General features: G+C 74.6%; 20 protein-coding genes. 3 read left to right on the top strand and 17 right to left on the bottom strand.

From position 1 onward, the window contains the following. Positions 1–99: 99 nt before the first annotated feature. From BLP29_RS11590 to hisI, 9 genes are all read right to left on the bottom strand, one after another. Entirely contained in the window at positions 100–1584 is a 1485-nt protein-coding gene (locus tag BLP29_RS11590; RefSeq protein ID WP_092804326.1) for a glutamate synthase subunit beta, read from the bottom strand. After that, entirely contained in the window at positions 1577–6214 is a 4638-nt protein-coding gene (gene gltB, locus BLP29_RS11585; RefSeq protein ID WP_243469886.1) for a glutamate synthase large subunit, read from the bottom strand. The genes BLP29_RS11590 and gltB overlap by 8 nt, the downstream gene beginning before the upstream one ends. A gap of 372 nt (positions 6215–6586) precedes the next feature. Further along, entirely contained in the window at positions 6587–7567 is a 981-nt protein-coding gene (lgt, locus tag BLP29_RS11580; protein WP_092804320.1) for a prolipoprotein diacylglyceryl transferase, read from the bottom strand. Further along, the gene (gene trpA, locus BLP29_RS11575; protein ID WP_092804317.1) at positions 7564–8364 is read right to left on the bottom strand and encodes a tryptophan synthase subunit alpha; all 801 of its coding nucleotides are present in this window, start codon (positions 8362–8364) and stop codon (positions 7564–7566) included. Before trpA ends, lgt begins: the two co-directional genes overlap by 4 nt. Next, entirely contained in the window at positions 8361–9719 is a 1359-nt protein-coding gene (gene trpB, locus BLP29_RS11570; protein WP_243469885.1) for a tryptophan synthase subunit beta, read from the bottom strand. Before trpB ends, trpA begins: the two co-directional genes overlap by 4 nt. Before the next feature lie 22 nt (positions 9720–9741). After that, positions 9742–10539, bottom strand: coding sequence for an indole-3-glycerol phosphate synthase TrpC (gene trpC / locus BLP29_RS11565; protein ID WP_092804885.1), 798 nt, complete (start codon positions 10537–10539; stop codon positions 9742–9744). Between the two features lie 130 nt (positions 10540–10669). Further along, positions 10670–11281 carry a Trp biosynthesis-associated membrane protein gene (locus BLP29_RS11560; protein ID WP_092804311.1) on the bottom strand — a complete coding sequence of 204 codons (612 nt, stop codon included), beginning with the start codon at positions 11279–11281 and terminating at the stop codon, positions 10670–10672. Beyond that, the gene (locus BLP29_RS11555) at positions 11278–12777 is read right to left on the bottom strand and encodes an anthranilate synthase component I (protein WP_092804308.1); all 1500 of its coding nucleotides are present in this window, start codon (positions 12775–12777) and stop codon (positions 11278–11280) included. Before BLP29_RS11555 ends, BLP29_RS11560 begins: the two co-directional genes overlap by 4 nt. Then, the gene (hisI, locus tag BLP29_RS11550) at positions 12764–13120 is read right to left on the bottom strand and encodes a phosphoribosyl-AMP cyclohydrolase (RefSeq protein ID WP_243469884.1); all 357 of its coding nucleotides are present in this window, start codon (positions 13118–13120) and stop codon (positions 12764–12766) included. Before hisI ends, BLP29_RS11555 begins: the two co-directional genes overlap by 14 nt. 113 nt (positions 13121–13233) lie before the next feature. Between hisI and BLP29_RS11545 the strand changes: the two genes are divergently transcribed. After that, positions 13234–14358 carry a GGDEF domain-containing protein gene (locus tag BLP29_RS11545; protein WP_092804305.1) on the top strand — a complete coding sequence of 375 codons (1125 nt, stop codon included), beginning with the start codon at positions 13234–13236 and terminating at the stop codon, positions 14356–14358. Between the two features lie 62 nt (positions 14359–14420). Here BLP29_RS11545 and BLP29_RS11540 read toward each other — a convergent pair whose 3' ends face one another. Together BLP29_RS11540 and BLP29_RS11535 are read right to left on the bottom strand one after the other, a co-directional pair. After that, the gene (locus tag BLP29_RS11540; RefSeq protein ID WP_092804302.1) at positions 14421–16079 is read right to left on the bottom strand and encodes an FAD-binding dehydrogenase; all 1659 of its coding nucleotides are present in this window, start codon (positions 16077–16079) and stop codon (positions 14421–14423) included. 10 nt (positions 16080–16089) lie between these two features. Next, on the bottom strand, positions 16090–16548 hold the full coding sequence (locus BLP29_RS11535; protein ID WP_092804299.1) for a hypothetical protein: 459 nt from the start codon (positions 16546–16548) through the stop codon (positions 16090–16092). A 74-nt stretch (positions 16549–16622) separates the two neighbouring features. On the opposite strand from BLP29_RS11535, the gene BLP29_RS11530 reads away from it, so the two are divergent. Next, complete coding sequence (locus BLP29_RS11530; RefSeq protein ID WP_207798439.1) at positions 16623–17027, top strand: cupin domain-containing protein; 405 nt, start codon at positions 16623–16625, stop codon at positions 17025–17027. Between the two features lie 21 nt (positions 17028–17048). On the opposite strand, the gene BLP29_RS11525 is transcribed toward BLP29_RS11530, so the two are convergent. From BLP29_RS11525 to BLP29_RS11515, 3 genes are read right to left on the bottom strand one after another with little or no spacing between them, the layout of a single operon-like run. Beyond that, positions 17049–17468: a hypothetical protein gene (locus BLP29_RS11525; RefSeq protein WP_092804296.1), complete on the bottom strand. Its 420-nt coding sequence runs from the start codon at positions 17466–17468 to the stop codon at positions 17049–17051. Between the two features lie 26 nt (positions 17469–17494). Next, positions 17495–19300 carry an ABC transporter ATP-binding protein gene (locus BLP29_RS11520; RefSeq protein WP_092804293.1) on the bottom strand — a complete coding sequence of 602 codons (1806 nt, stop codon included), beginning with the start codon at positions 19298–19300 and terminating at the stop codon, positions 17495–17497. Further along, positions 19297–21150 (bottom strand): ABC transporter ATP-binding protein, encoded by a 1854-nt coding sequence (locus BLP29_RS11515; RefSeq protein WP_243469883.1) that lies wholly within the window; start codon positions 21148–21150, stop codon positions 19297–19299. Before BLP29_RS11515 ends, BLP29_RS11520 begins: the two co-directional genes overlap by 4 nt. Positions 21151–21247: 97 nt before the next feature. Between BLP29_RS11515 and BLP29_RS11510 the strand changes: the two genes are divergently transcribed. Next, complete coding sequence (locus BLP29_RS11510; RefSeq protein WP_243469882.1) at positions 21248–21850, top strand: TIGR03085 family metal-binding protein; 603 nt, start codon at positions 21248–21250, stop codon at positions 21848–21850. On the opposite strand, the gene hisF is transcribed toward BLP29_RS11510, so the two are convergent. The 3 genes from hisF to priA are packed head-to-tail and all read right to left on the bottom strand — an operon-like array spanning position 21851 to position 23768. Continuing rightward, positions 21851–22651: an imidazole glycerol phosphate synthase subunit HisF gene (gene hisF, locus BLP29_RS11505; protein ID WP_092804286.1), complete on the bottom strand. Its 801-nt coding sequence runs from the start codon at positions 22649–22651 to the stop codon at positions 21851–21853. It lies immediately after the preceding gene. After that, on the bottom strand, positions 22648–23037 hold the full coding sequence (locus BLP29_RS11500; protein ID WP_092804283.1) for a RidA family protein: 390 nt from the start codon (positions 23035–23037) through the stop codon (positions 22648–22650). Before BLP29_RS11500 ends, hisF begins: the two co-directional genes overlap by 4 nt. Continuing rightward, positions 23034–23768 (bottom strand): bifunctional 1-(5-phosphoribosyl)-5-((5-phosphoribosylamino)methylideneamino)imidazole-4-carboxamide isomerase/phosphoribosylanthranilate isomerase PriA, encoded by a 735-nt coding sequence (gene priA / locus BLP29_RS11495; RefSeq protein ID WP_092804280.1) that lies wholly within the window; start codon positions 23766–23768, stop codon positions 23034–23036. Before priA ends, BLP29_RS11500 begins: the two co-directional genes overlap by 4 nt. Positions 23769–23786: the final 18 nt, after the last annotated feature.

Genomic DNA, 23786 nt, shown 5'->3' with positions numbered 1-23786 from the left:
CCACGCTAGTGCAGAGCACGACACCCTCCCGACTCCGGGAGGCGGAGTCGAGAGGGTGTCGGGACAGACGTCTTGGACGTCCTACCTGCAGGAATGCGGTTAGCGGAGCGCCACCGCGGTCGGCGTGATCGGCCGCGGGAGCATCGAGGACCCGGTCAGCCAGGTGTCCACGGCACCGGCGGCGGCACGCCCCTCGGCGATGGCCCACACGATCAGCGACTGGCCACGGCCCATGTCCCCGGCCACGAACACACCGGGCACGGTGGACATGAACTCGGCGTCGCGCACGACGTTGCCGCGCCCGTCGACCTCGACGCCGAGGCCCTCCACGAGGCCCTCCTTCTGCGCGCCGGTGAAGCCCATGGCCAGGAACACCAGGTCGGCCGGCAGCTCGCGCTCGGTGCCCTCGACCTTCTGGAACTTCCCGTCGACCATCTCCACGTCGTGCACCAGCACGGCCTTGACGTTGCCGGCGCCGTCGTCGACGAAGCGCTCGGTGTTGACCGCGTAGACCCGGTCGCCGCCCTCCTCGTGCGCGGAGGACACCCGCATGATCATCGGGTACGTCGGCCAGGGGTTCTTCGGACCCCGGGACGACGGCGGCTCGGGCATGATCTCCAGCTGCGCGACCGAGGCCGCACCCTGCCGGTGCGAGGTGCCCAGGCAGTCGGCGCCGGTGTCGCCACCGCCGATGATCACGACGTGCTTGCCGGCGGCGTCGATCGGCGGGGTGTCCAGCTCGCCCAGGGCCTGCTTGTTGCCGTAGGGCAGGAACTCCATGGCCAGGTGGATGCCCCGCAGCTCACGACCCGGCGCGGGCAGGTCGCGACCGATGGTGGCACCGCCGGACAGGACGACGGCGTCGAACTCGGCACGCAGCTGCTCGACGGTGACGTCGGAGCCGGCCGCGCCGACCTCCACGCCGGTGACGAAGCGGGTGCCCTCGGCGCGCATCTGGTCCAGCCGGCGGTCCAGGTGGCGCTTCTCCATCTTGAACTCGGGGATGCCGTAGCGCATCAGCCCGCCGACGGCGTCGGCCCGCTCGAAGACGGTGACCTCGTGGCCGGCCCGGGTGAGCTGCTGGGCAGCGGCCAACCCGGCCGGGCCGGACCCGACCACGGCCACCTTCTTGCCCGACAGCTCCGCCGGCGGCTGCGGGGTCACCCAGCCCTCGGCGAAGGCGCGGTCGATGATCTCGACCTCGATCTGCTTGATCGTCACCGGCGCCTCGGTCAGGTTGAGCACGCACGAGCCCTCGCAGGGCGCCGGGCACAGCCGCCCGGTGAACTCCGGGAAGTTGTTCGTCGCGTGCAGCCGCTCGATCGCCTCGCGCCAGTCGTCGCGGCGCACCAGGTCGTTCCACTCGGGGATGAGGTTCCCCAGCGGGCAGCCGTGGTGGCAGAACGGGATGCCGCAGTCCATGCAGCGCGCCGCCTGGGTGCGCAGCGTCGCCGAGGGGAAGAGGTCCTCGCCGCCGGCCTGGCGCTCGAGGTAGACCTCCTTCCAGTCCCGGATGCGGACGTCGACGGGCCGCCGCGGCGGCGTCGAACGGTCGTACTTCAGGAACCCGGTGCTGTCAGCCACGTGCCGCCTCCATCACTGCTCGGTCCACGTCGTACCCGGCGGCCTCGGCGGCCTGGCGGGCCTCCAGGGCACGGCGGTAGTCCCGCGGCATGATCACGCTGAATCGTTCCGACCAGCGGCCCCAGTCGGCCAGCAACGAGGCGGCCACGGTCGAGCCGGTCTCCTCGCGGTAGCGGGTCAGGGTCTCCCGCAGCCACAGCGAGTCCTCGGTCGAGAGCGTCTCGACGTCGACCATCTCGCGGTTGACCCGGTGCACGGCCAGGTCGAGCACGTAGGCGATGCCGCCGCTCATGCCCGCCGCCACGTTGCGGCCGGTCTCACCCAGGATGATCGCCCGGCCGCCGGTCATGTACTCGCAGGCGTGGTCGCCCACACCCTCGACGATCGCCAGCGCCCCGGAGTTGCGGACGCAGAAGCGCTCGCCGACCCGCCCGCGCAGGAAGATCTCGCCACCGGTGGCGCCGTAGCCGATGACGTTGCCGGCGATGACGGCGTCCTCGGCGGCGAAGCTGGCCTCCGGCGCCGGGCGGACGACGATGCGCCCACCGGACAGGCCCTTGCCGACGTAGTCGTTGGCGTCGCCGAGCAGCCGCATGGTGATGCCGGCGGGCACGAAGGCGCCGAAGGACTGGCCGGCCGACCCCTCGAAGGTGAGGTCGATGGTGCCCTCGGGCAGGCCCTCGCCTCCGAAGCGGCGGGTGACCTCGGCGCCCAGCATCGTGCCGACGGTGCGGTTCACGTTGCGCACCGGCAGCTGCAGGCTGACCGGGCGGGCGTCGAGCAGCGCACCCTCGCACAGCTGGATGAGCGTCTGGTCCAGCGCGACGTCGAGGCCGTGGTCCTGACCGCGCACCCGGCGGCGCGGGGCGCCCTCGGGCAGCTCGGGCAGGGCGAGCACCGGCGCGAGGTCGAGGCCGGCGGCCTTCCAGTGCTCGACGGCGGCGCGGGTCTCGAGCACCTCGACCTGGCCGACGGCCTCCTCGATCGAGCGGAAGCCCAGCTGCGCGAGGATCTCGCGCACCTGCTCGGCCAGGAACTCGAAGAAGGTGACCACGAACTCGGGCTGGCCGGTGAAGCGCTTGCGCAGCTCGGGGTTCTGGGTGGCGACGCCGACCGGGCAGGTGTCCAGGTGGCAGACGCGCATCATCACGCAGCCGCTGACCACCAGCGGTGCGGTGGCGAAGCCGAACTCCTCCCCGCCGAGCAGGGCGGCGACGACGACGTCGCGGCCGGTCTTCATCTGGCCGTCGACCTGCACGGTGATGCGGTCGCGCAGCCCGTTGACCAGCAGCGTCTGCTGGGTCTCGGCCAGGCCGAGCTCCCAGGGCGAACCGGCGTGCTTGAGCGAGGTGAGCGGCGCGGCACCGGTGCCGCCGTCGTGCCCGGAGATCAGGACGACGTCGGCGTGCGCCTTGGAGACACCCGCCGCAACCGTGCCCACGCCGACCTCGGAGACCAGCTTGACGTGCACCCGCGCCTCGTCGTTGGCGTTCTTGAGGTCGTGGATGAGCTGCTTGAGGTCCTCGATGGAGTAGATGTCGTGGTGCGGCGGCGGCGAGATCAGGCCGACGCCCGGCGTCGAGTGCCGGGTGCGGGCCACCCACGGGTAGACCTTCGAACCCGGCAGCTGCCCGCCCTCGCCCGGCTTGGCTCCCTGGGCCATCTTGATCTGGATGTCGTCGGCGTTGACCAGGTACTCGCTGGTGACGCCGAAGCGGCCGCTGGCCACCTGCTTGATCGCCGAGCGGCGCAGGTCGCCGTTCTCGTCGGGGGTGAAGCGGTCGGGGTCCTCGCCGCCCTCGCCGGTGTTGGACTTGCCGCCGAGGCGGTTCATCGCGATGGCGAGGGTCTGGTGCGCCTCCTGCGAGATCGAGCCGTAGCTCATCGCGCCGGTGGAGAACCGCTTGACGATCTCGCTGACCGGCTCGACCTCCGACAGCGGCACCGGCGGGCGCACGCCCTCCTTGAAGCCGAACAGGCCGCGCAGGGTCGAGGCGTCGCGGGAGAGCTGGTCGACGGCGTCGGTGTACTTCTGGAAGACGTCGTACTGCCGCGACCGGGTGGCGTGCTGCAGCAGGAAGACGGTCTCGGGGTTGAACAGGTGGATCTCGCCCTCGCGGCGCCACTGGTACTCACCGCCCACGGTGAGCTTGCGGTGCGCGACCTCGGTCGGGTTGGAGGGGTAGGCCCGGCGGTGGCGCATGGCCACCTCCTCGGCGAGGACGTCGAGGCCCACGCCGCCCAGGGTCGACGACGTGCCGGTGAAGTACTTCTCGACGACGTCGTGGGAGAGGCCGACGGCCTCGAAGATCTGGGCCATCGTGTACGAGCCGACGGTGCTGATGCCCATCTTGCTCATGACCTTCAGGACGCCCTTGCCCATGGCCTTGACCACGTTGCGCACGGCCTGGGCCGGCTGCACGCCGGTGAGCAGGCCGTCGCGGATGAGGTCCTCGACGCTCTCGAAGGCCAGGTAGGGGTTGACCGCGGCGGCGCCGTAGCCCAGCAGCAGCGCGACGTGGTGCACCTCGCGGCAGTCGCCGGACTCGACGACGAGGCCGACCTCCATGCGGGTGCGCTCGCGCACCAGGTGGTGGTGCACCGCGGCGGTCATGAGCAGCGACGGGATGGGCGCGCGCTTCTCGTCGCAGTCGCGGTCGGAGAGCACGATGACCCGGGCGCCGGCCGCGATGGCCTTGCTGACCTTGGTCTGCAGGTCGCGCACGGCCTGCTCCAGCGCCGCACCGCCGCCGTCGACGTCGAAGTGCCCGGTGATCCGCACGGCGGCGAAGCCGGGCAGGTCGCCGTCGTCGTCGATGTGCAGGATCTTGGCGAGCTCGTCGTTGTCGATGACCGGGAAGGGCAGCACGACCTGGCGGCACGAGGCCGGGTTGGCCTCCAGCAGGTTGCCCTCGGGCCCGAAGGTGCGGCCCAGGCTGGTCACCAGCTCCTCGCGGATGGCGTCCAGCGGCGGGTTGGTGACCTGGGCGAAGAGCTGGTTGAAGTAGTCGTAGAGCAACCGCGAGCGGTCGCTGAGCGCCGCGATGGGGGTGTCGGTGCCCATCGAGCCGATCGACTCGGCGCCGCTGGCGGCCATGGGCTGCAGCAGCACACGCAGCTGCTCCTCGGTGTAGCCGAACAGCAGCTGACGCCGCACGACGGACTCGTGGCTGGGCCGCGAGCGGCGGCGCTCGGGCAGCGAGGGCAGGTGGATCAGCCCGGCGTGCAGCCAGTCGTCGTAGGGGTGCTCGGCGGCCAGGGCGCCCTTGACCTCGTCGTCGCTGATCATGCGGCCCTGCGCGGTGTCCAGCAGGAACATGCGACCGGGCTTGAGCCGGCCCTTGGCGACGACGTCGGCGGCGGGGATGTCCAGCACGCCGACCTCGGAGGCCAGCACGACGACGTCGTCCTTGGTGCGCCACCAGCGACCCGGGCGCAGCCCGTTGCGGTCGAGCACCGCACCGATGAGCGTGCCGTCGGTGAAGCACACGCAGGCCGGGCCGTCCCAGGGCTCCATCACCGCGGAGTGGAAGCGGTAGAACGCGCGGCGGGCGGCGTCCATCTCGGCGTGGTTCTCCCACGCCTCGGGGATCATCATCAGCACGGCGTGCGGCATGGAGCGGCCCGACAGGTGCAGCAGCTCGAGCACCTCGTCGAAGGTGGCCGAGTCGCTGAAGTCGCCGGCGGTCAGCGGGAAGATGCGCTCGAGACCCAGCTCCGAGGCCGGGCCTGCGGGGCCGTCGAAGAGGTCGGTGTGCAGCTTGGCCTCGCGGGCCCGCATGCGGTTGCGGTTGCCCTTGATGGTGTTGATCTCGCCGTTGTGCGCGATGGCCCGGAACGGGTGCGCCAGCGGCCAGCTCGGGAAGGTGTTGGTGGAGAACCGGCTGTGCACCAGCGCGATCGCCGAGGCGTAGCGCTCGTCGGTGAGGTCGGGGAAGAACGCGGGCAGCTGGTCGGTGGTCAGCATGCCCTTGTAGGTGATGGTGCGGGAGCTCAGCGAGGTGAAGTACAGCGAGCTGCCGGCCTCGGTGGCCGCGCGCTCGGCGCGCTTGCGCAGCACGAAGGCGCGCCGCTCGAGCCGGGTGACGCCGTGGTTGACCGCGGTGCCGCCGAAGGCGGTCTCGTCGGCGCGGGCGCGGGTGGCCTCGGCGACGAACAGCTGGGCGAAGTGCGGCATCACCGCGAGCGCGGTGGGGCCGATGTCGGCGCCCTCGGGGTCGACGGGGAGCTCGCGCCAGCCGAGGACGACCAGGCCCTCCTCGGCGGCGAGGCGGTCGACGTCGGCCAGGCGGGCGGCGCGCTCGGCGTCGTCCTGGGGCAGGAAGGCGACGCCGACGGCGTACTCGCCCATCGGCGGGAGGTCGAAGTCCGCCTCGGCGCGCAGCAGCGCATCGGGGACCTGGGTGAGGATGCCGGCGCCGTCGCCGGAGTTGGGCTCGGAACCGGCCGCACCGCGGTGGTCCAGGTTGTGCAGGGCGGTGAGCCCCATGGCGACGATCGAGCGCGAGCGGCGGCCCTGGGCGTCGGCCACGAAGGCCACGCCGCAGGCGTCGTGCTCGTTCGCCGGGTCGTAGAGACCCGTGGCCTGCGGGACGGCCGAGAAGGGCACCGCGGTCCCGGGACGAGCCACGGTGGGAGCGAGATCCTGGTTCGGCGTGCTGGAGGTGGACATGTCACTCCCGTCGAACGGCTGTCCCGTCGCGCCGGCGGACCGGAGCGAGGGCGGGGGCCCGAGGGGCCCGGCCGGGTGGTGGTCAGGGGTAGGCAGGGGGCTGGCGCACCGGGTGGTTCGGTGGTTCGGACGGCGTCGGCTGGGTGGCCGGCTCGCCGGAGCTCTCGCGCACCGCAGGGGTGCTCCCCCGCGGGTTGTCGTGGCGCGGGGCGTCGCTGGCCCGGTTCCGACGGTCGGCTGCCGGCCCGGGATCTCCGGGTGGCTGCGCGCCGAGAGTACACAGAACCGACACGGCTCCGACACGCCCGAGCAGTGAGGCGAACGTCTCCTTCAGACCTCGTCGGAGGGTCTGTCCTCCGTGCTCGCCCGGGTGCTCCCGGACGCACCCGGATCGGACCCCGCCGTCGCCGGGGCCTCGTCCGCCGGGGTCACCGGGGCCTCGCCGGCCGTGGCGGCCGGGGTGCCGGACGCCGCGGCCGCGGCCTCGGCGCCCCGGGTCAGCTCCTCGCGCGGGCGACCGCGCTGCCAGACCAGGTAGGCGACCGCCCCGAGCCCGACCACGACCGAGGTGAAGACGTTGAGCCGCAGACCCAGGAACTGCTCGGCGGTGTCGATGCGCAGCATCTCGATCCAGCCGCGACCCAGGCAGTAGAGCGCCACGTAGAGGGCGAAGGCCCGCCCGTGCGAGAGCCGGAAGTGACGGTCGGCCCACACCACGACGGCCGCGGCGGCCAGGTTCCACACCAGCTCGTAGAGGAACGTGGGGTGGAACGTCGCGAACTGCTCGTAGCCGGCCGGGCGGAACCGCGGCGCGATCTCCAGGCCCCAGGGCAGCGTGGTCGGACCGCCGAAGAGCTCCTGGTTGAACCAGTTGCCCAGCCGGCCCACCGCCTGGGCGACCAGCAGCCCGGGGGCCAGGGCGTCGGCGAAGACCGGCAGCGGGATGCCGCGGCGGCGGCACGCGATCCAGGCGCCGACACCGCCCAGGGCGATGGCGCCCCAGATGCCAAGGCCGCCCTCCCAGATGAACAGCGCCCTGACCGGGTCGCCGTTCTCGCCCCAGTAGGGCTCGGGGGTCGTGACGACGTGGTAGAGCCGGCCGCCGACGATGCCGAAGGGCACCGCCCACACGGCGATGTCGAGCACGTCGCCCGGGGCACCCCCGCGGGCCACGAACCGCTTCTCGGCGATCCAGGCGGCCAGCACGATGCCGGCGATGATGCACAGGGCGTAGGCGCGCAGCGGGAAGGGCCCGAGGTGCCAGACGCCCTGGGCCGGGCTGGGGATCGAGGCGAGCAGCTCGGCGGTCATCGCCGACGCACCCCGGCCGCGAGGTCCTGCGACAACCGGCGGACGCCGTCGGCGCCGTGGCCGTCGAGCAGCTGGCGCACGTAGGCCGACCCCACGATCACGCCGTCGGCGAAGGCGGCCACCTCGGCGGCCTGGTCGCCGTTGCTCACGCCGAGACCGACGCAGACCGGGACGTCGGAACCGACCTCCCGGGTGCGGTCGACGAGCACCTGGGCGGTGTCGCCCACGGTGGTGCGGGTGCCGGTGACGCCCATGGTCGATGCCGCGTAGACGAAGCCGCGGCAGGCACCGACCGTGGCGGCCAGCCGGGCGTCGGTGGACGAGGGGGCCACCAGGAACACCCGGTCCAGCCCGGCGGCGTCGCTGGCGGCGATCCACTCGGCGGCCTCGTCGGGGATGAGGTCGGGCGTGATGGCGCCCGCTCCCCCGGCGGCGGCGAGGTCGGTGGCGAACCGGTCGACGCCGTAGCGCTCCACGGGGTTCCAGTAGCTCATCACGACCGGGACGGCGCCGGCCTGCGCGACCGCCGACACGGCGGCCAGGACGTCGGCCATGCCGGTGCCCGCCCGGACGGCGACCTCGACGGCCTCCTGGATGGTCGGGCCGTCCATGCCGGGGTCGGAGTACGGGACGCCGATCTCGACGACGTCGGCCCCGCCCTCGACCGCGGCCACCATCGCCTCGATCGAGGAGGGGACATCGGGGTAGCCGGCCGGCAGGTAGGCGATGAGCGCCGAGCGGCCCTCGGCGCGGGCGGCGCCGATGCGGTCGGCGAGCCGGCTGGGCGAGGCGGTCACAGCGCGTCCCCGTCCTGCACGGTGGTGGTGTCGGCGTCGCCCAGCGGGGCGCCCGGGTCACCGCCACGGCCGGCCTCGACGGCGCGGTCGTCGCCGTCGGTGGGCGCCGTGCTCGCCCCCAGGCCGAACCAGGCGCTTGCGGTCTCGACGTCCTTGTCCCCCCGGCCGGACAGGTTCACCAGCAGCAGCGCGTCCGGGCCCAGCTCGCGACCGAGCTGGACGGCGCCGGCGAGGGCGTGCGCGCTCTCGATGGCCGGGATGATGCCCTCGGTGCGGCACAGCAGCGCGAAGGCCTCCATGGCCTGGCTGTCGGTGATCGGCCGGTACTCGGCCCGGCCGAGGTCGTGCAGGTGGCTGTGCTCGGGGCCCACGCCGGGGTAGTCCAGGCCGGCGGAGATCGAGTGCGACTCGACGGTCTGGCCGTGCTCGTCCTGCAGCAGGTAGGACCTCGCCCCGTGCAGCACGCCCGGCTCGCCGCCGGTGATGGAGGAGGCGTGCCGGCCGGTCTCCACGCCGTCGCCACCGGCCTCCAGGCCGACCAGCCGGACGTCGGCGTCGGGCACGAAGGCGGTGAAGATGCCGATGGCGTTCGAGCCGCCGCCCACGCAGGCCAGCACCGCGTCGGGCAGCCGGCCCTCGCGGTCGAGCACCTGGGCGCGCGCCTCGTCGCCGATGACCCGCTGGAAGTCGCGCACCATGGCCGGGAAGGGGTGCGGACCGGCGACGGTGCCGAACACGTAGTTGGTGGTGTCGACGTTGGTGACCCAGTCGCGGAAGGCCTCGTTGATGGCGTCCTTGAGGGTGCGCGAGCCGGTGGTCACCGGGATGACCTCGGCGCCCAGCAGCCGCATGCGGGCGACGTTGAGCGCCTGCCGGCGGGTGTCCTCCTCGCCCATGTAGACCACGCACTCCAGGCCCAGCAGGGCCGCGGCGGTGGCCGTGGCGACGCCGTGCTGACCGGCTCCGGTCTCGGCGATGACCCGCTTCTTGCCGATCCGCTGGGTCAGCAGCGCCTGGCCCAGCACGTTGTTGATCTTGTGCGAGCCGGTGTGGTTGAGGTCCTCGCGCTTGAGCAGCACCCGGGCGCCGCCGCAGTGCTCGGCGAACCGCGGCACCTCGGTGATCGGCGACGGCCGACCGGTGTAGTCACGGTGCAGCCGCTCGAACTCGGCCAGGAAGACCGGGTCGACCCGCATGGCCTCGTAGGCCTCGGTGAGGTCGTCGAGGGCGGCGATGAGCGCCTCGGGCACGAACCGGCCGCCGAACCGGCCGAAGTGGCCGGTCGCGTCCGGCCACTCCGGGCGCGGCCGCAGCAGGCTCGCGTCGGGCGGGGGCACGGGTGCGGTGGTGGTCACCGCCCCATTGTCCGCCGGTGCGTCAGCGTGCGGCGCGGGGGGTGGCGGGGTGCGACCCGGCGGTGACCAGGTCGGCGACGGCCTGCCGGGCATCGGGGGCGGTGACCAGACCCTCGCCGACCAGGACGGCGTCGGCCCCGGCGCCGGCGTACTTGATGAGGTCGCGCGGGCCGCGCACCCCGGAGGCGGCGACCTTGACCACGTCGGTGGGCAGGCCGGGGGCGATGCGCTCGAAGGTCTCGTGGTGCATCTCGAGCGTGGTGAGGTCGCGGGCGTTGACCCCGATCACCGACGCACCGGCCTCGAGCGCCCGGGACGCCTCGGCCTCGGTGTGCACCTCGACCAGCGCGGTCATGCCCAGGCTCTCGATGCGCTCGCGCAGCCCGACCAGCGCGTTCTGCTCGAGCGCGCCGACGATGAGCAGGACGACGTCGGCGCCGATCGCCCGGGCCTCGTGCACCTGGTAGCTGGAGACGACGAAGTCCTTGCACAGCACCGGGACGTCGACGGCGGCGCGCACGGCGGCGAGGTCGGCCTGGCTGCCGTGGAAGCGGCGCCGCTCGGTGAGCACGCTGATCACCCGGGCGCCGCCGTCGGCGTACCGGGCGGCGAGCGCGGCGGGGTCGTCGATGGCGGCCAGGGCGCCCTTGGAGGGGCTGGTGCGCTTGACCTCGGCGATGACGCCGACCCCGGGGGCCCGCAGCGCGGCGAGGGCGTCGCGCGCGGGGCGGGCGTCGCGGGCGGCGGCCTGCACCTCGGCCAGCGGGAGGGCGGCCTGGCGGGCGGCGACGTCCTCGCGGACGCCGGCGACGATGTCCATCAGGACGTTCACGACCGGGTACCCCGGGTCTGCTCTGCGGTGGCGTTCATCAGGGTCGCTCCCTCACCCGGTCGGATCGGTGTGGACACCATAGAGAGGTCGGCGGGCGGGCGCGGCAGCCGGGGGCGGGTCACCGCAGGGCGTCGTCGTCGTCGGTGGGATCGGTCCCGCCGTCCAGTGCCTTCCAGGCCGCCTGGTGCCGGTCCTCGTCGGTGACCGGGCGGCGGGGGGCGGCCCCGGCGCGCTGGTAGCGCTGACCCATGCCCGGCCAGCGGTGCCCCCGGGCGACCACGAGCAGACCGCCCAGCACGCCCAGCACGCCGGCGACCAGGCCCAGCACCGGCCAGCCGGCGGCGACGGCGACGGCGACGTCGGCGCCCCGCAGGCCGACCTGGTCACCGAGGTCCGCGGGCCCGACCTGCACCGCCCCGACCAGCACCCGCACCGCCGAGACGGCCGTGGTCAGCCCGGCCGCGACGAGGGCCACCCCGACCGCCGTGCGGCCCCGCCCCCGGACGGCGAACAGCGCCACCGCGGCGGCCAGCAGGAGCAGACCGGTCGCCGGTACGAGCGGGGCGAGCTGGCCGCCGGTCAGCGCGAGCTCGACCGGGGGCAGCGGTGCCTCACGGGTGACCGCGACGTCGGCCCAGGGCTGGCCCCCGGCGGACAGGGCCAGCCCGCCGGCCGCCGCGCAGAGCACGACCGCGACGGTGAGCTCGCGGCGGGCGGACGGCGCGCTCACAGCTCGCGCAGCCCCTCGGCGGTGGCGATGGCCGACAGCACGGCCCGGGCCTTGTGCCGGGTCTCGGCCTCCTCGGCGGCCGCGTCGCTGTCGGCCACCACGCCGGCGCCGGCCTGCACGTACGCGGTGCCCTGGTGCAGCACCGCGGTGCGGATGGCGATGGCCATGTCCATGTCGCCGCTGGCGTCGACGTACCCGACCGTGCCGGCGTAGAGCGCCCGGCGGGTGGGCTCGAGGGACTCGATCACCTCCATCGCCCGGGGCTTGGGCGCGCCGGACACCGTGCCGGCCGGGAAGGTGGCGTCGAAGACGTCGAGGGCGTCGCGGCCGGGCTCGACCTGCCCCGCGACGGTGGACACCAGGTGCATCACGTGGCTGTACCGCTCGACCCGCATGAAGTCGGCCACCTCGACGGTGCCCGGCACGCACACGCGGCCGAGGTCGTTGCGGGCCAGGTCGACCAGCATGACGTGCTCGGCGCGCTCCTTGGGGTCGGCGAGCAGCTCGGCGGTGAGCCGGGCGTCGTCCTCGGGGCCCGAGCCGCGGGGCCGGGTGCCGGCGGGCGGGTGCACCACGGCGTGGTCCCCGGTGACGGTCACCAGCGCCTCCGGGGAGGAACCGACGACGTCGAAGGGCGACTCGCGGCCGGCGAACCGGAGCAGGTACATGTACGGCGAGGGGTTGCTGGCCCGCAGCACCCGGTACAGGTCGAGGGCGTCGACGTCGGTGGGCCGGCTGAAGCGCTGGGCGAGCACGGTCTGGAACACGTCGCCGGCGCGCACGTGCTCGCGCACGGCCTCGACCCCGGCCTCGAACTCCCCGGGGGCCATGTTGCTGGTGACGCCGTCGTAGACCGTCGCCGGGTCGGCGGTGACCAGGGCGGCGACCCCGGGCGGCGCGGCCTGGGTGAGGTCGGCGGCCATCGCGTCGAGGCGGGCCACGGCGTCGTCGTAGGCCTCGCGGGTGGTGCTGAACGCGTTGGCGATGAGCAGCACGGTGGCGTCGTGGTGGTCGAGCACCGCCAGGTCGGTGACCAGGCTCAGCGCCAGCTCGGGCATGCCGAGGTCGTCGGTGGCGGTGGCGGGCAGCCGCTCGAGCCGGCGGACGACGTCGTAGCCCAGGTAGCCGACCAGGCCCCCGGTCAACGGGGGCAGCCCCGGGGCGCGCGGGGTGCGCAGCCGCCGGGCCAGGGTGCGGACGGCGTCGAGGGGGTCGGCGGGCAGGTCGTCGGTGGTCCCCGGCAGGGTGTCCCCGAGCCACCGGGCTCGGCCCCCGACCTCGGTCAGCACCCCGGCGCTGCGCACGCCCACGAAGCTGTACCGGGCCCACTGCTTCCCCTGCTCGGCGGACTCGAGCAGCACGGTGCCCGGCCGGTTGCCGGCCAGCTTGCGGTAGATGCCGACGGCGGTCTCGGAGTCGGCCAGCAGCCGGCGGGTCACCGGGACGACCGGGCCGGCCCCCAGCTGGTCGAACGGGGTGGTCTCACCCAGCCGCACGGGACACCTCCAGCGGGCGGTGGAAGCACGAGCGCTCGCCGGTGTGGCAGGCCGGGCCGGTCTGGTCGACCAGCAGCAGCAGGGCGTCGCCGTCGCAGTCCAGCCGCACCTCGCGCACGGCCTGGTGGTGGCCGGAGGTGGCGCCCTTGACCCAGTACTCGCCGCGGCTGCGCGACCAGTAGGTGGCCTGCCCGGTGCTCAGCGTGCGGCGCAGCGCCTCGTCGTCCATCCAGGCCAGCATCAGCACCTCACCGGTGTCGTGCTGCTGGGCGACCGCGGCCACCAGGCCGTCGGGGCTGCGGCGCAGCAGGTCGGCGACCGCGGGGGCGAGGGCTGGGGGCACGCCCTCCAGTCTGGCAGCCCGGCGGTGGGTCCCCGACCGGGTGGCCCGGCCCCGCGGCGACGGCCCGCAGGGCCCCCCGGTTGCGCACAACGCACCCGTGCCCATCATGAGCTGTGCCCGCCGCGCTGAACCCCCGCTCGGCGCGGCTGGTCGACCCGGCGCAGGAGGACCGCTTCCTGGCCACCCAGCTGCCCGGGCTCCGGCGCGACGTGCAGCTGGTCGCCGGGCTGGTGCTCGCCTACAACGCGGTCTTCTTCGTGGTCAACCTCGTGCGCGGGCCGGCCTGGGGGCTCGTGGCGCTCAGCGACCACGTCGTCGTCGGCACGGCCAGCGTGGTCCTGGCGGTGCTGGTGCGCCGCACCGCCAGCTACCGCACGACCGCACGCGCGCTCGTGGGCGGGTTCGTCGTCTACGCCGTGGTCGCCCTCGCGCTCGGCGGTGACCGGACCCCCACGGGGTGGGTCCTGCTGAGCCTGCAGACCGCGGCCGTGCTGTGCCTGCACGCCCGGCTGCCGTTCCCCGTGACGGCCACCCTGGTGCCGGCGTGGTCGGTGGCGAGCCTGCTGGCGGCCAGCACCTCCGCCGTCGACGGCCGGGACCTCACCACGGCGGTCGCGATGGTCGCCTCGGTGAACCTGGTGGGGCTGGCCGCGGCCCACCGGGTCGCGGCCCAGGCCCGGTTGCTGTTCGCGCAGACCGAGGAGCTGGCACGCCTCTCCTCCCACGACCCGGTGACGGGCCTGCCCAACCGGCGGGCCTGGGAGTCGGCGCTGACCCGGGAGTGGGCCCGCGCGGCCCGCACCGGCACGCCGCTGGGCCTCGTGCTGGTCGACGTCGACCACTTCAAGCAGCTCAACGAGGCCTTCGGGCACCCGGGCGGGGACCGCGCGCTCGAGCACGTCGCCGGCCTGCTCCGGGGCACGCTGCGCCGTCCGGGCGACCTGGCCGCCCGGCTGGGTGGCGACGAGTTCGGCCTCCTGCTGCCGGGCACGGACGACGCGGGCGCCGGCGAGCTGGCCACCGGGCTGCTGACCGCGGCCCGCGAGCTGCGGGCCGGCGCCGACGCCGACGACCCGGCTTCGGGGCTGACGCTCAGCCTGGGCGTGCACGGCGCTCACCCCGAGCCGGGGAGCGACGTCGCCGCCGCGCAGGCCGTCGCCGACGCGGTGGCCGTCGCCGACGCCGCCCTGTTCCGGGCCAAGGCCGACGGCCGCGACCGGGTGGCCGACGCCGGCTGACCGGCGGCGGCCCGCCACGGCCCGGCTGCGACCCGGTTGCGGCCCGGTTGCGGCTGCGGCTGCTACAGAGCGGCGGCGACGGCCCGGCCGGCCACCCGGCCCGAGAAGATGCAGCCGCCGAGGAAGGTGCCCTCCAGCGAGCGGTAGCCGTGCATCCCGCCGCCGCCGAAGCCGGACACCTCGCCCGCGGCGTACAGGCCCTCGAACACCTCGCCGCCGGGCTGCAGCACCCGACCGGACAGGTCGGTCTCCAGCCCGCCGAGGGTCTTGCGGGTCAGCAGGTTGAGCCGGACGGCGATGAGCGGGCCGTTCGCCGGGTCGAGCATGCGGTGCGGCGGCACCACCCGGATGAGCTTGTCGCCCAGGAACCTGCGCGCCGCCCGGATGGCGGTGACCTGGCCGTCCTTGGAGAAGGTGTTGGCCATCTCGCGGTCGCGGGCCACGACCTCGGCCTCGACGACGGCGGGGTCCAACCGCGGGGTGCCACCGGTGACCCGGTTCATGCCCTCCACCAGCTCGCCGACCGTCGTCGCCGTCACGAAGTCGACGCCGGAGTCCAGGAACGCCTGGACCGGGGCCGCCGCACCCTTGCGGACCCGGGTGAGCAGCAGCTTGAGGTCCTTGCCGGTGAGGTCGGGGTTCTGCTCGGAGCCCGAGAGCGTGAACTCCTTCTCCACGATCTTCTGGTCGAGCACGAACCAGGTGTGCTCGTACCCGGTGGTGCCGATGTGGGCGAGCGTGCCGAGGGTGTCGAAGCCCGGGTAGAGCGGGACGGGCAACCGCCGACCGGTGGCGTCCAGCCACAGCGAGCTGGGGCCGGGCAGGATGCGGATGCCGTGCCGGGCCCAGATCGGCGAGTGGTTCTCGATGCCCTCGGTGTAGTGCCACATGCGGTCGGGGTTGACCACGCTGGCCCCGGCCCGCTCGGCCAGTGCCAGCCCCGACCCGTCGACGTGCGCCGGCACGCCGGAGAGCAGCCGCTGCGGCGCCGGCCCCAGCCGGGCGGGCCAGTTGCGACGCACCATGTCGTGGTTGGCCCCGATGCCGCCGGAGGTGAGGACGACGGCCTGCGCGGCGATCTCGAACTCCCCCGCGGCGGTGCGCGAGGTGGCCTCGCCGCGGGGGGCGTCGTCGGGCTCGAGCACCTCGCCGCGCACCCCGGTGACGGCGCCGCCGGAGGTCACGAGCCCGGTGACCCGGTGCCGGAACCGGAACTCGACGAGCCCGCGGGCGGCCGCCTCGCGGACCCGTCGCTCGAAGGGCGCGAGGACGCCGGGGCCGGTGCCCCAGGTGATGTGGAACCGGGGCACGGAGTTGCCGTGGCCGGTGGCGGTGTACCCACCGCGCTCGGCCCAGCCGACGACCGGGAAGAACCGCACGCCCTGCTGGTGCAGCCACGAGCGCTTCTCCCCCGCGGCGAACTGCAGGTAGGCCTCGGCCCAGGCCCTCGGCCAGTGGTCCTCGGGCCGGTCGAAGCCGGCGGTGCCCAGCCAGTCCTGCCGGGCGAGCTCGAGGGAGTCGTGCACCCGGAGGCGGCGCTGCTCGGGCGAGTCGACGAGGAACAGGCCGCCGAAGCTCCAGAACGCCTGACCCCCCAGGTTCTGCTCGGGCTCGGCGTCCAGCAGCAGCACCCGCTTGCCGGCGTCGGCGAGCTCGGCGGTGGCGACGAGACCGGCGAGCCCGGCCCCGACGACGACGACGTCGGCTGTGTCGGTGGTCACGGCACCGAGGCTAGCGACCCGTCCACTCCCGCACCGAGCGCTGCGCGCCCAGCACCAGCCCGCCCAGCGGACCGACCGCCAGCAGCACCGCCCACCACGTGGCCGTGCCGGCACCCAGGGAGCCGAACAGCACGGCCACGGCCAGCAACCCGAGCAGCGGCAGCAGGCTGCCGGTGACCAGCACGGCCCAGCCCCACCGCCGGCCGAGCACCACGAGCACCGCGCCGGCCAGCGGCCACAGCGCGACCGCCACCAGGACGCCGACCAGCCACCCGGGCACGCCCACGAGGTCGGCGTCGGGCTCGGCCAGCAGCCAGGTCAGGTAGAGCACCTCGGCGGCGACCAGCACGCCGAAGACCGCCGCGCACACCGCGGCGACGGGCCGTTCGGCGACCGGGGTCACCGGGCGCTGCGGACGGGCGGCCTTCGGGGAGCGCCGCACGGGTGCGGTGCGGGACTGCTTCGCCATGGGCCCGCAGCGTAGGGGCCCGGGCTGGACGGGGTCCGTGAATGATCCACATCCCCGCGGGGCAAGGAGGTGCCATGGCTAGCAAGGACATCGTGCACTTCGACATCGCGACCGTGGCCGAGAAGAGCGCCGACTTCCGTCGGGTGCTCTGGACCGGCGAGCACACTCAGCTGGTGATCATGACGATCCCGCCGGGCGGGGAGATCGGCGAGGAGGTCCACGACGAGAACGACCAGATCCTCAGCTTCGTCAGCGGCATCGGGAAGGCCGTGATCGAGGGCTCGACCAAGACGGTCAAGCCGGGCGACATCGTCGTCGTCCCCGCCGGGACGAAGCACAACTTCGTCAACGACGGCCCCAACCCGTGGGTGCTCTACACCGTCTACGGCCCGGCCGACCACGCCGACGGCGCGGTGCACCACACCAAGGAGGAGGCCGACGAGCTCGAGGAGTCCGGCCAGGACGAGCCCCCGGCCTGAGGACTGCCGGGGCGCCCGGGGTCAGACCCGGGCGCCCCGCTCGGCACGGCGGGCGGCGACCCACGCCCGCACCGACGGCAGGGAGCCCAGCACCGCGGCCAGCAGCGGGCCGCCGACCAGGACGGCCAGCGAGACCGGGTCGTCGTCGGCGGCCCCGTAGGCCACCGCCCACACCACCAGGCCGAGCGTGAGCACCGCGCCGACCACGAGCACCACCCACGACCGGCCCATCAGCAGCAGCACGGCCCCCACCGCGATGACCACGGCGACCGCCGCGGGGACCGCGCTCAGCAGCACGCCCACCCACACCTGCCCGGCCAGCGCGAAGACCCCGGCGATGAACGAGAACACCGCCACCGGCAGGGCCCCGAGCAGGCCGCACAGCGCGGCGATGCCCGCGGGGATCGGCGGGAGCCGGCGGACGGGAACGGGCTGCGTCATGCCGCAGACCGTAGGGGTCCGCGGCCTCAGACGGTCGCGGCCGCGCCGGAGGCCCGCCGCCACGAGGCGTGCAGGCCGGCGTACACCCCGGGGACGTCGACCAGCTCGCGGTGGCTGCCCCGCTGCACGACCCGCCCAGCCTCGACCACCAGCACCTCGTCGGCCCGCTCCGCGGTGGAGAGCCGGTGCGCGATGGTGATCGTCGTCCGGCCGTCGGTGAGCGTGTCCAGCGCCCGGGTGAGCCGGGCCTCGGTGGCCGGGTCGACGGCGCTGGTGGCCTCGTCGAGCACGAGCAGGTCGGGGTCGGCCACGTAGGCGCGGGCCACGGCGACCAGCTGGCGCTCCCCCGCCGACAACGACTCGCCGCGCTGGCCCACCGGGGTGGCCACGCCGTCGGGCAGGCCCTCGACCCATGCGCCCAGGCCGAGCTCGTCGAAGGCCGCGGTGACGTGGGCGTCGGTCATGCCCGGCTTGCCGTAGCGCACGTTGTCGGCCACCGAGGCGTCGAACAGGAAGCCGTCCTGGGGCACCATCACCACCCGCTCGCGCAGGGAGGAGAACGCCACCCGGTGCAGCGGCACGCCGCCGACCAGCACCCGGCCCTCGGCCGGGTCCATGAGCCGGGTGAGCAGCTTGGCGAACGTGGTCTTGCCCGAGCCGGTCTCGCCGACCACGGCCACCCGGGTGCGCGGGGCGATCTCCAGGTCGACGTCCTCGAGCGCGGCGCGGGCCCCGGGGGCGTACCGGAAGGTGACGTGGTCGAAGCGCACCCCGAGCGGGCCCGGCGGCAGCTGCACGCCGTCCTCGGGGTCGCGGACGTCGGGCTCGGTGTCCAGGACGTCGAGCACCCGCCGGAAGCCGGCCACGGCGTTCTGCGCCTCGTTGAGCACCTCGCTGGCGGTCTGCACCGGCGCGACGAACAGGGTGACCAGGAACAGGAAGGCCACGAGCGTGCCGGCGGAGATCTCCCCGGCCACGCCGAGGAGCACGCCGACCACGACCACCGCCGCGTTGGCCACGGCGGCGACGAACTCACCGCTGACGTAGACGCCGGCGGTGACCCGCTGGGCGTGCACCGAGGCGCGGTAGTGCTGGTCGATGGCGGTGTCGATGCGGGCGGCGGTGCGCCCGCGGATGCCGTACGCACGCACCGTCGGGGCCCCGACGACGGACTCCCCCACCGCGGCCAGGACGTCGCCGACCCGCTCGCGCACCACGCCGTAGACCTCGGCCAGCCGCTTCGCGAACCACTTCACCGCGTAGCCCAGCGGCACGAAGCAGACCAGCACGAGCAGGGTGAGCTGCCAGGAGTAGACCGCCATCACGACGGTGGCGACCACGAGCTGGCCGAGGCTGACCAGTCCGAGCACGCCGCCCCACTGCATGAAGACCGACAGCTGGTCGACGTCGCTGGTGACCCGGGAGACCAGGGTGCCGCGGCGCTGGCCCTGCTGGTGCAGCACCGACAGGTCGTGCACGTGCCGGAAGGCCCGGGTGCGCAGGTTGGCCAGCGCGGTCTCGGTGGTGCGGAACAGCCGGACGTTCATCCGGTACACCGCCACGGCGGTGACCAGCACGACCAGCGCGCACACCGCGACCAGTTCGCGCACCAGCGGGATGTCGGGCCCCCCGGCGGCACCGAGCCCGCGGTCGAGGGTCTGCTGCACCGCGATCGGCACGACCACGCGGCCGGCGGTCGCCACCAGGGCGAGGGCGAAGGTGGCGGGCAGGCCGCGCCGGAACTCGGGCATCATCCGCAGGCCGCGCCGCAGGGTCGCGGTGGCGGACTCGGTGGGCCGGTCCTCCAGGGCGGCCGGGACGGTGGCGGTCATGCCTGCGCCCCGGCGGTCTCGGGCTCGGCGGGCGTGATCTCGTCCGGTGGCGCGTAGGCCTGCACCAGCCGGGCGTAGCCGGGCACCTGGGCCAGCAGCTCGGCGTGGCTGCCACGGGCCACCAGCCGGCCACCCTCGAGCCAGACGACCTCGTCGGCCAGCGCGATGGTGGCCTGCCGGTAGGCGACGACCACCACGGTGGCCGGCCGGTCGGCATCGCGCAGGGCGTCGAGGATGCGGGCCTCGACGCTGGGGTCGACGGCGCTGGTCGCGTCGTCCATCACCAGCAGCCGGGGACGGCGGACGACGGCGCGGGCCAGGGCCAGTCGCTGGCGCTGGCCGCCCGACAGGCTGGCACCGCGCTCGCCGACCCTGGTGTCCAGGCCCTCGGGCAACCGGTCGACGAAGTCCTGGGCCGCGGCGACCCGCAGCGCCTCGTGGACCTTGGCGTCGGGGAGGTCGGCCCCCAGGGTGATGTTGCCGCGCACCGTGTCGTCGAACAGGAACGTGCTCTGCGCCACGAAGGCGGCCTGCCCGGGCACCTCGCCCTCGCGCAGGCTGCGCAGGTCGACCCCGTCGAGCAGCACCTCGCCGCTGCGCGGGTCGACCAGGCGCACCAGCAGCCCCGCGAGGGTGGACTTCCCGGACCCGGTGGGGCCGACGACGGCGACGGTGCGCCCGGCGGCGACGTCGAAGGTGACCCCGTGCAGCACCGGGGCGGGGCGGCCGACGGCGTCGGTGTGGGCGAAGTCGACGTCCCGCACGCCGAGCTCGGCGCCCCCGCTGCCACCCGGTGCGGCGCCCGGGCCGTGGGGGGTCTCCTCGTCGGCGGCCAGCACGGGGGTGACCCGGTCGAACCCGGCCAGCGCGCGCGGCAGGTCGGCCAGCACCCAGCCGATGGCCCGGATGGGCAGCGCGAGCAGGGTGAACAGGTAGGCGATGGACACCAGGTCACCGGCGTTCGTGGCACCGGCCACCACCCGCTCGGCGCCGACCAGCAGGACGGCGAGGGTGCCGAGGTTGGGCAACGCCTCCATCAGCGGGTCGAAGAGCCCGCGCACCCTGCCCACGGCGACCAGGCCGTCGCGCAGCTCGTCGGCGCGCTCGCCGAAGCGCTCGGCCTCGTCGGCCTCGCGGCCCAGGGTCTTGACCACCAGCGCGGCGTCGAAGGACTCGTGGGCGATCTCCGAGACCTCGGCGCGCAGCTGCTGGGCGCGTGCCATGCGGGGGCTCATCACCTGCGAGTAGAGGCCGTTGGCGAGGAACACCAGCGGGAAGACCACCAGCCCGACCAGGGCCAGCAGCGGGTCGGTGAGGAACAGCGCGACGACGGTGATCGCGACCATGACCAGCGCCCCGCAGGCGAACGGCAGCGGGGCGACGAAGAAGAAGCTGGCCTCGACGTCGGAGTTGGCGTTGCTCAGCAGCTGGCCGGCGGGGTGGCGCTGGTGCCAGGACAGCGGCAGCCGCAGGTACGCGCCGGTGACCCGGCGGCGGTACTCGGCCTGCAGCCGGTAGCTCATGATCCCGGCGAACAACCGGCGGCCGATGATGCCGACGATCTTCAGGACGGCGACGACGAGGATGGCGGTGGCGGCCAGCACCAGGGCGCTCGTGCCCACCGAGCCGCGCTCGATGCTGGGCAGGATGACCCGGTCGGCGACGCCGCCGATGACGTACGCGCTGGCCACGGTCATGCCGCCGTACAGGCTGCTGCCGAGCACGGCCCAGGTGAACATGGCCGGCTGCTCGCGGACGGCCAGGCCGATGTGCCGGAACCCCCGACGCATGACCTTCTTCTGCTCGCGCTCGCTGCGGACCACGGTGTTGCCGGTGCTGCGCGCGGACACGCGTCTCCCTACGGGTGGTGCTGCTGGGTGTCGCCCGAGACTACCCGCGGTCGTTACCTCGGCTACACGATTCCGGGGGCGCGGTACAACGGTGTGCGTGAGCGACTCCCCCGCACCGTTGTCCGTGACCGAGCGCGCGGCGCTCGCCGACCTGCTGGTCGAGCTCGGGCCCGACGCCCCGACCTGCTGCGCGGGCTGGACGACGGCCGACCTGGCCGCCCACCTGGTCATCCGCGACCGGCGCCCGGACACCGCCCCCGGGGCCGTGCTGGGCGGGCCGCTGGGCCGGTGGACCGACCGCGTGCTCGCCCGCACCCGCGACCGCACGCCGTGGCCCCACCTGGTCGACCAGCTGCGTGCCGGACCGCCGGTGTTCGTGCCCACCGCGTGGGGGCCGGTGGACCGCCTGGTCAACGGCGCCGAGATGACCATCCACCACGAGGACGTGCGCCGGGCACAGGCCGACTGGGCGCCGCGGGAACTGCCCCGTGCCGCGCAGGACTTCCTCTGGGACCAGGTCGACTTCCTCGCGCGCACCCGGCCGCGCTCGGACCGCGGGCTGCAGGTGCGGCGCACCGACACCGGCGCGACCCAGGTGCTCCGCGAGGGGTCCCCGGTGACCACGGTCGCCGGTGAGCCGCTGGAGGTGCTGCTGTGGGTCAGCGGCCGCGAGGACGCCGCCCGGGTCGAGGTCTCCTGATCAGGAGGCCTGGGCGGGGTGGTCGGCCTCGCGCCGCACCGGCACGCCGGCGTCGTGCAGCGCCTGCTTGACGTCACCGATGCGCAGGTCGCCGAAGTGGAAGACGCTGGCGGCCAGCACCGCGTCGGCGCCCGCGGCCACCGCCGGGGCGAAGTGCCCGACGGCGCCCGCTCCCCCGCTGGCGATGACCGGGACGGCGACCTCGCGGCGCACCTTCTCGATGAGCTCGAGGTCGAAGCCGGCCTTGGTGCCGTCGGCGTCCATCGAGTTGATGAGCACCTCGCCGACGCCCAGCTGCGCGGCCTGCACGACCCACTCGACGGCGTCGCGGCCGGTGCCCCGGCGCCCGCCGTGGGTGGTGATCTCGAAGCCGGAGTCGGTGACCGCGCCGTCGGAACAGCGGCGGGCGTCCAGCGAGAGCACCAGCACCTGGTTGCCGTACCGGTCGGCGATCTCGGCGATGAGCTCGGGCCGCGCCACCGCAGCGGTGTTGACCGCGACCTTGTCGGCGCCGGCGCGCAGCAGCTTGTCGACGTCGCCGGCGCTGCGCACGCCCCCGCCGACGGTGAGCGGGATGAACACGCTCTCGGCGGTGCGGGAGACGACGTCGTAGGTGGTGGCCCGGTCGCCGGAGGAGGCGGTGATGTCGAGGAAGGTGAGCTCGTCGGCGCCCTCGGCGTCGTAGACCCGGGCCATCTCGACCGGGTCACCGGCGTCGCGCAGCCCGACGAAGTTCACGCCCTTGACCACGCGGCCGGCGTCGACGTCCAGGCACGGGATCACCCGCACGGCCAGGCTCACGACCCGGCCCCCACCACCGCGTCGACCTCCACCTCGACGACCATGGCGGGGTCGATGAGCTTCGCGACCTCCACCATGGCCGTGGCCGGCCGGTGCGCGCCGAAGAACTCGCCGTGCACGCGGCCCGCCGTCTCCCACTGCGCGATGTCGGTGACGTAGAGGCGGGTGCGGACGACGTCGGCGGCCGTGGCCCCGACCCTGGCCAGCGCAGCGACGACGTTCTCCAGCGCCTGGCGGGTCTGCTCGGCGACGCCGCCCTCGACCAGGACGCCGTCGCGGGTGCCGGTGGTGCCGCTGACGAACACCAGGTCGCCGGTGCGCACGACCCGGCTGTAGCCGACGACGTCCTCCCAGGGCGAGCCCGAGCCGAGCCGCTGGGTGGTCACGAGGCGACCTCGACGGTCAGCGCGAGCGCCTGGGGCAGCGTGAACTGGCCGGCGTAGAGCGCCTTGCCGACGATCGCGCCCTCGACGCCGATGTCGGCCAGCCCGGCCAGCGCACGGATGTCGTCGAGGCTGCTCACGCCGCCGGAGGCGATGACCGGCCGGTCGGTGGCCGCGCAGACCTCGCGCAGCAGCTCGAGGTTGGGGCCCTTCAGCGTGCCGTCCTTGGTGATGTCGGTGACCACGTAGCGCGCGCAGCCCTCGGCGTCCAGGCGGGCCAGCGTCTCGTAGAGCTCACCGCCCTCGCGGGTCCAGCCGCGGGCGGCCAGTCGCGTGCCGCGCACGTCGAGGCCGACGGCGATGCGGTCGCCGTGCTCGGCGATGGCCCGGGCGCACCACTCGGGCGACTCCAGCGCCGCGGTGCCCAGGTTGACCCGCCGGCAGCCGGTGGCCAGCGCGGCGGCCAGGGAGGCGTCGTCGCGGATGCCGCCGGAGAGCTCGACGTCGACGTCGAGCTCGCCGACCACGCGGGCCAGCAGCTCACGGTTCGAGCCACGCCCGAAGGCGGCGTCGAGGTCGACCAGGTGGACCCACTCGGCGCCATCGCGCTGCCAGGTCATGGCCGCCTCGAGCGGGTCGCCGTAGGAGGTCTCGCTGCCGGCCTCCCCCTGCACCAGGCGCACGGCCTGGCCCTCGGCGACGTCGACGGCGGGGAGCAGCTGCAGCTTCGGCACGACGCACAGCGTAGGGAG

Origin of the sequence: Klenkia marina (assembly GCF_900101025.1) — a bacterium.
Taxonomy (GTDB): domain Bacteria; phylum Actinomycetota; class Actinomycetes; order Mycobacteriales; family Geodermatophilaceae; genus Klenkia; species Klenkia marina.
Note: the sequence above shows the minus strand (reverse complement) of the source record. Positions and strands in the feature narration are given on the sequence as shown.

What these genes read in the sequence shown, in the direction of transcription:
- BLP29_RS11530 (WP_207798439.1), top strand. Translation starts at nt 16,623, where the DNA reads ATGGCTAGCAAGGACATCGTGCACTTCGACATCGCGACCGTGGCCGAG.
- BLP29_RS11525 (WP_092804296.1), bottom strand. Translation starts at nt 17,468, where the DNA reads ATGACGCAGCCCGTTCCCGTCCGCCGGCTCCCGCCGATCCCCGCGGGC.
- trpC (WP_092804885.1), bottom strand. Translation starts at nt 10,539, where the DNA reads ATGGACATCGTCGCCGGCGTCCGCGAGGACGTCGCCGCCCGCCAGGCC.
- BLP29_RS11535 (WP_092804299.1), bottom strand. Translation starts at nt 16,548, where the DNA reads ATGGCGAAGCAGTCCCGCACCGCACCCGTGCGGCGCTCCCCGAAGGCC.
- BLP29_RS11520 (WP_092804293.1), bottom strand. Translation starts at nt 19,300, where the DNA reads ATGACCGCCACCGTCCCGGCCGCCCTGGAGGACCGGCCCACCGAGTCC.
- lgt (WP_092804320.1), bottom strand. Translation starts at nt 7,567, where the DNA reads ATGACCGCCGAGCTGCTCGCCTCGATCCCCAGCCCGGCCCAGGGCGTC.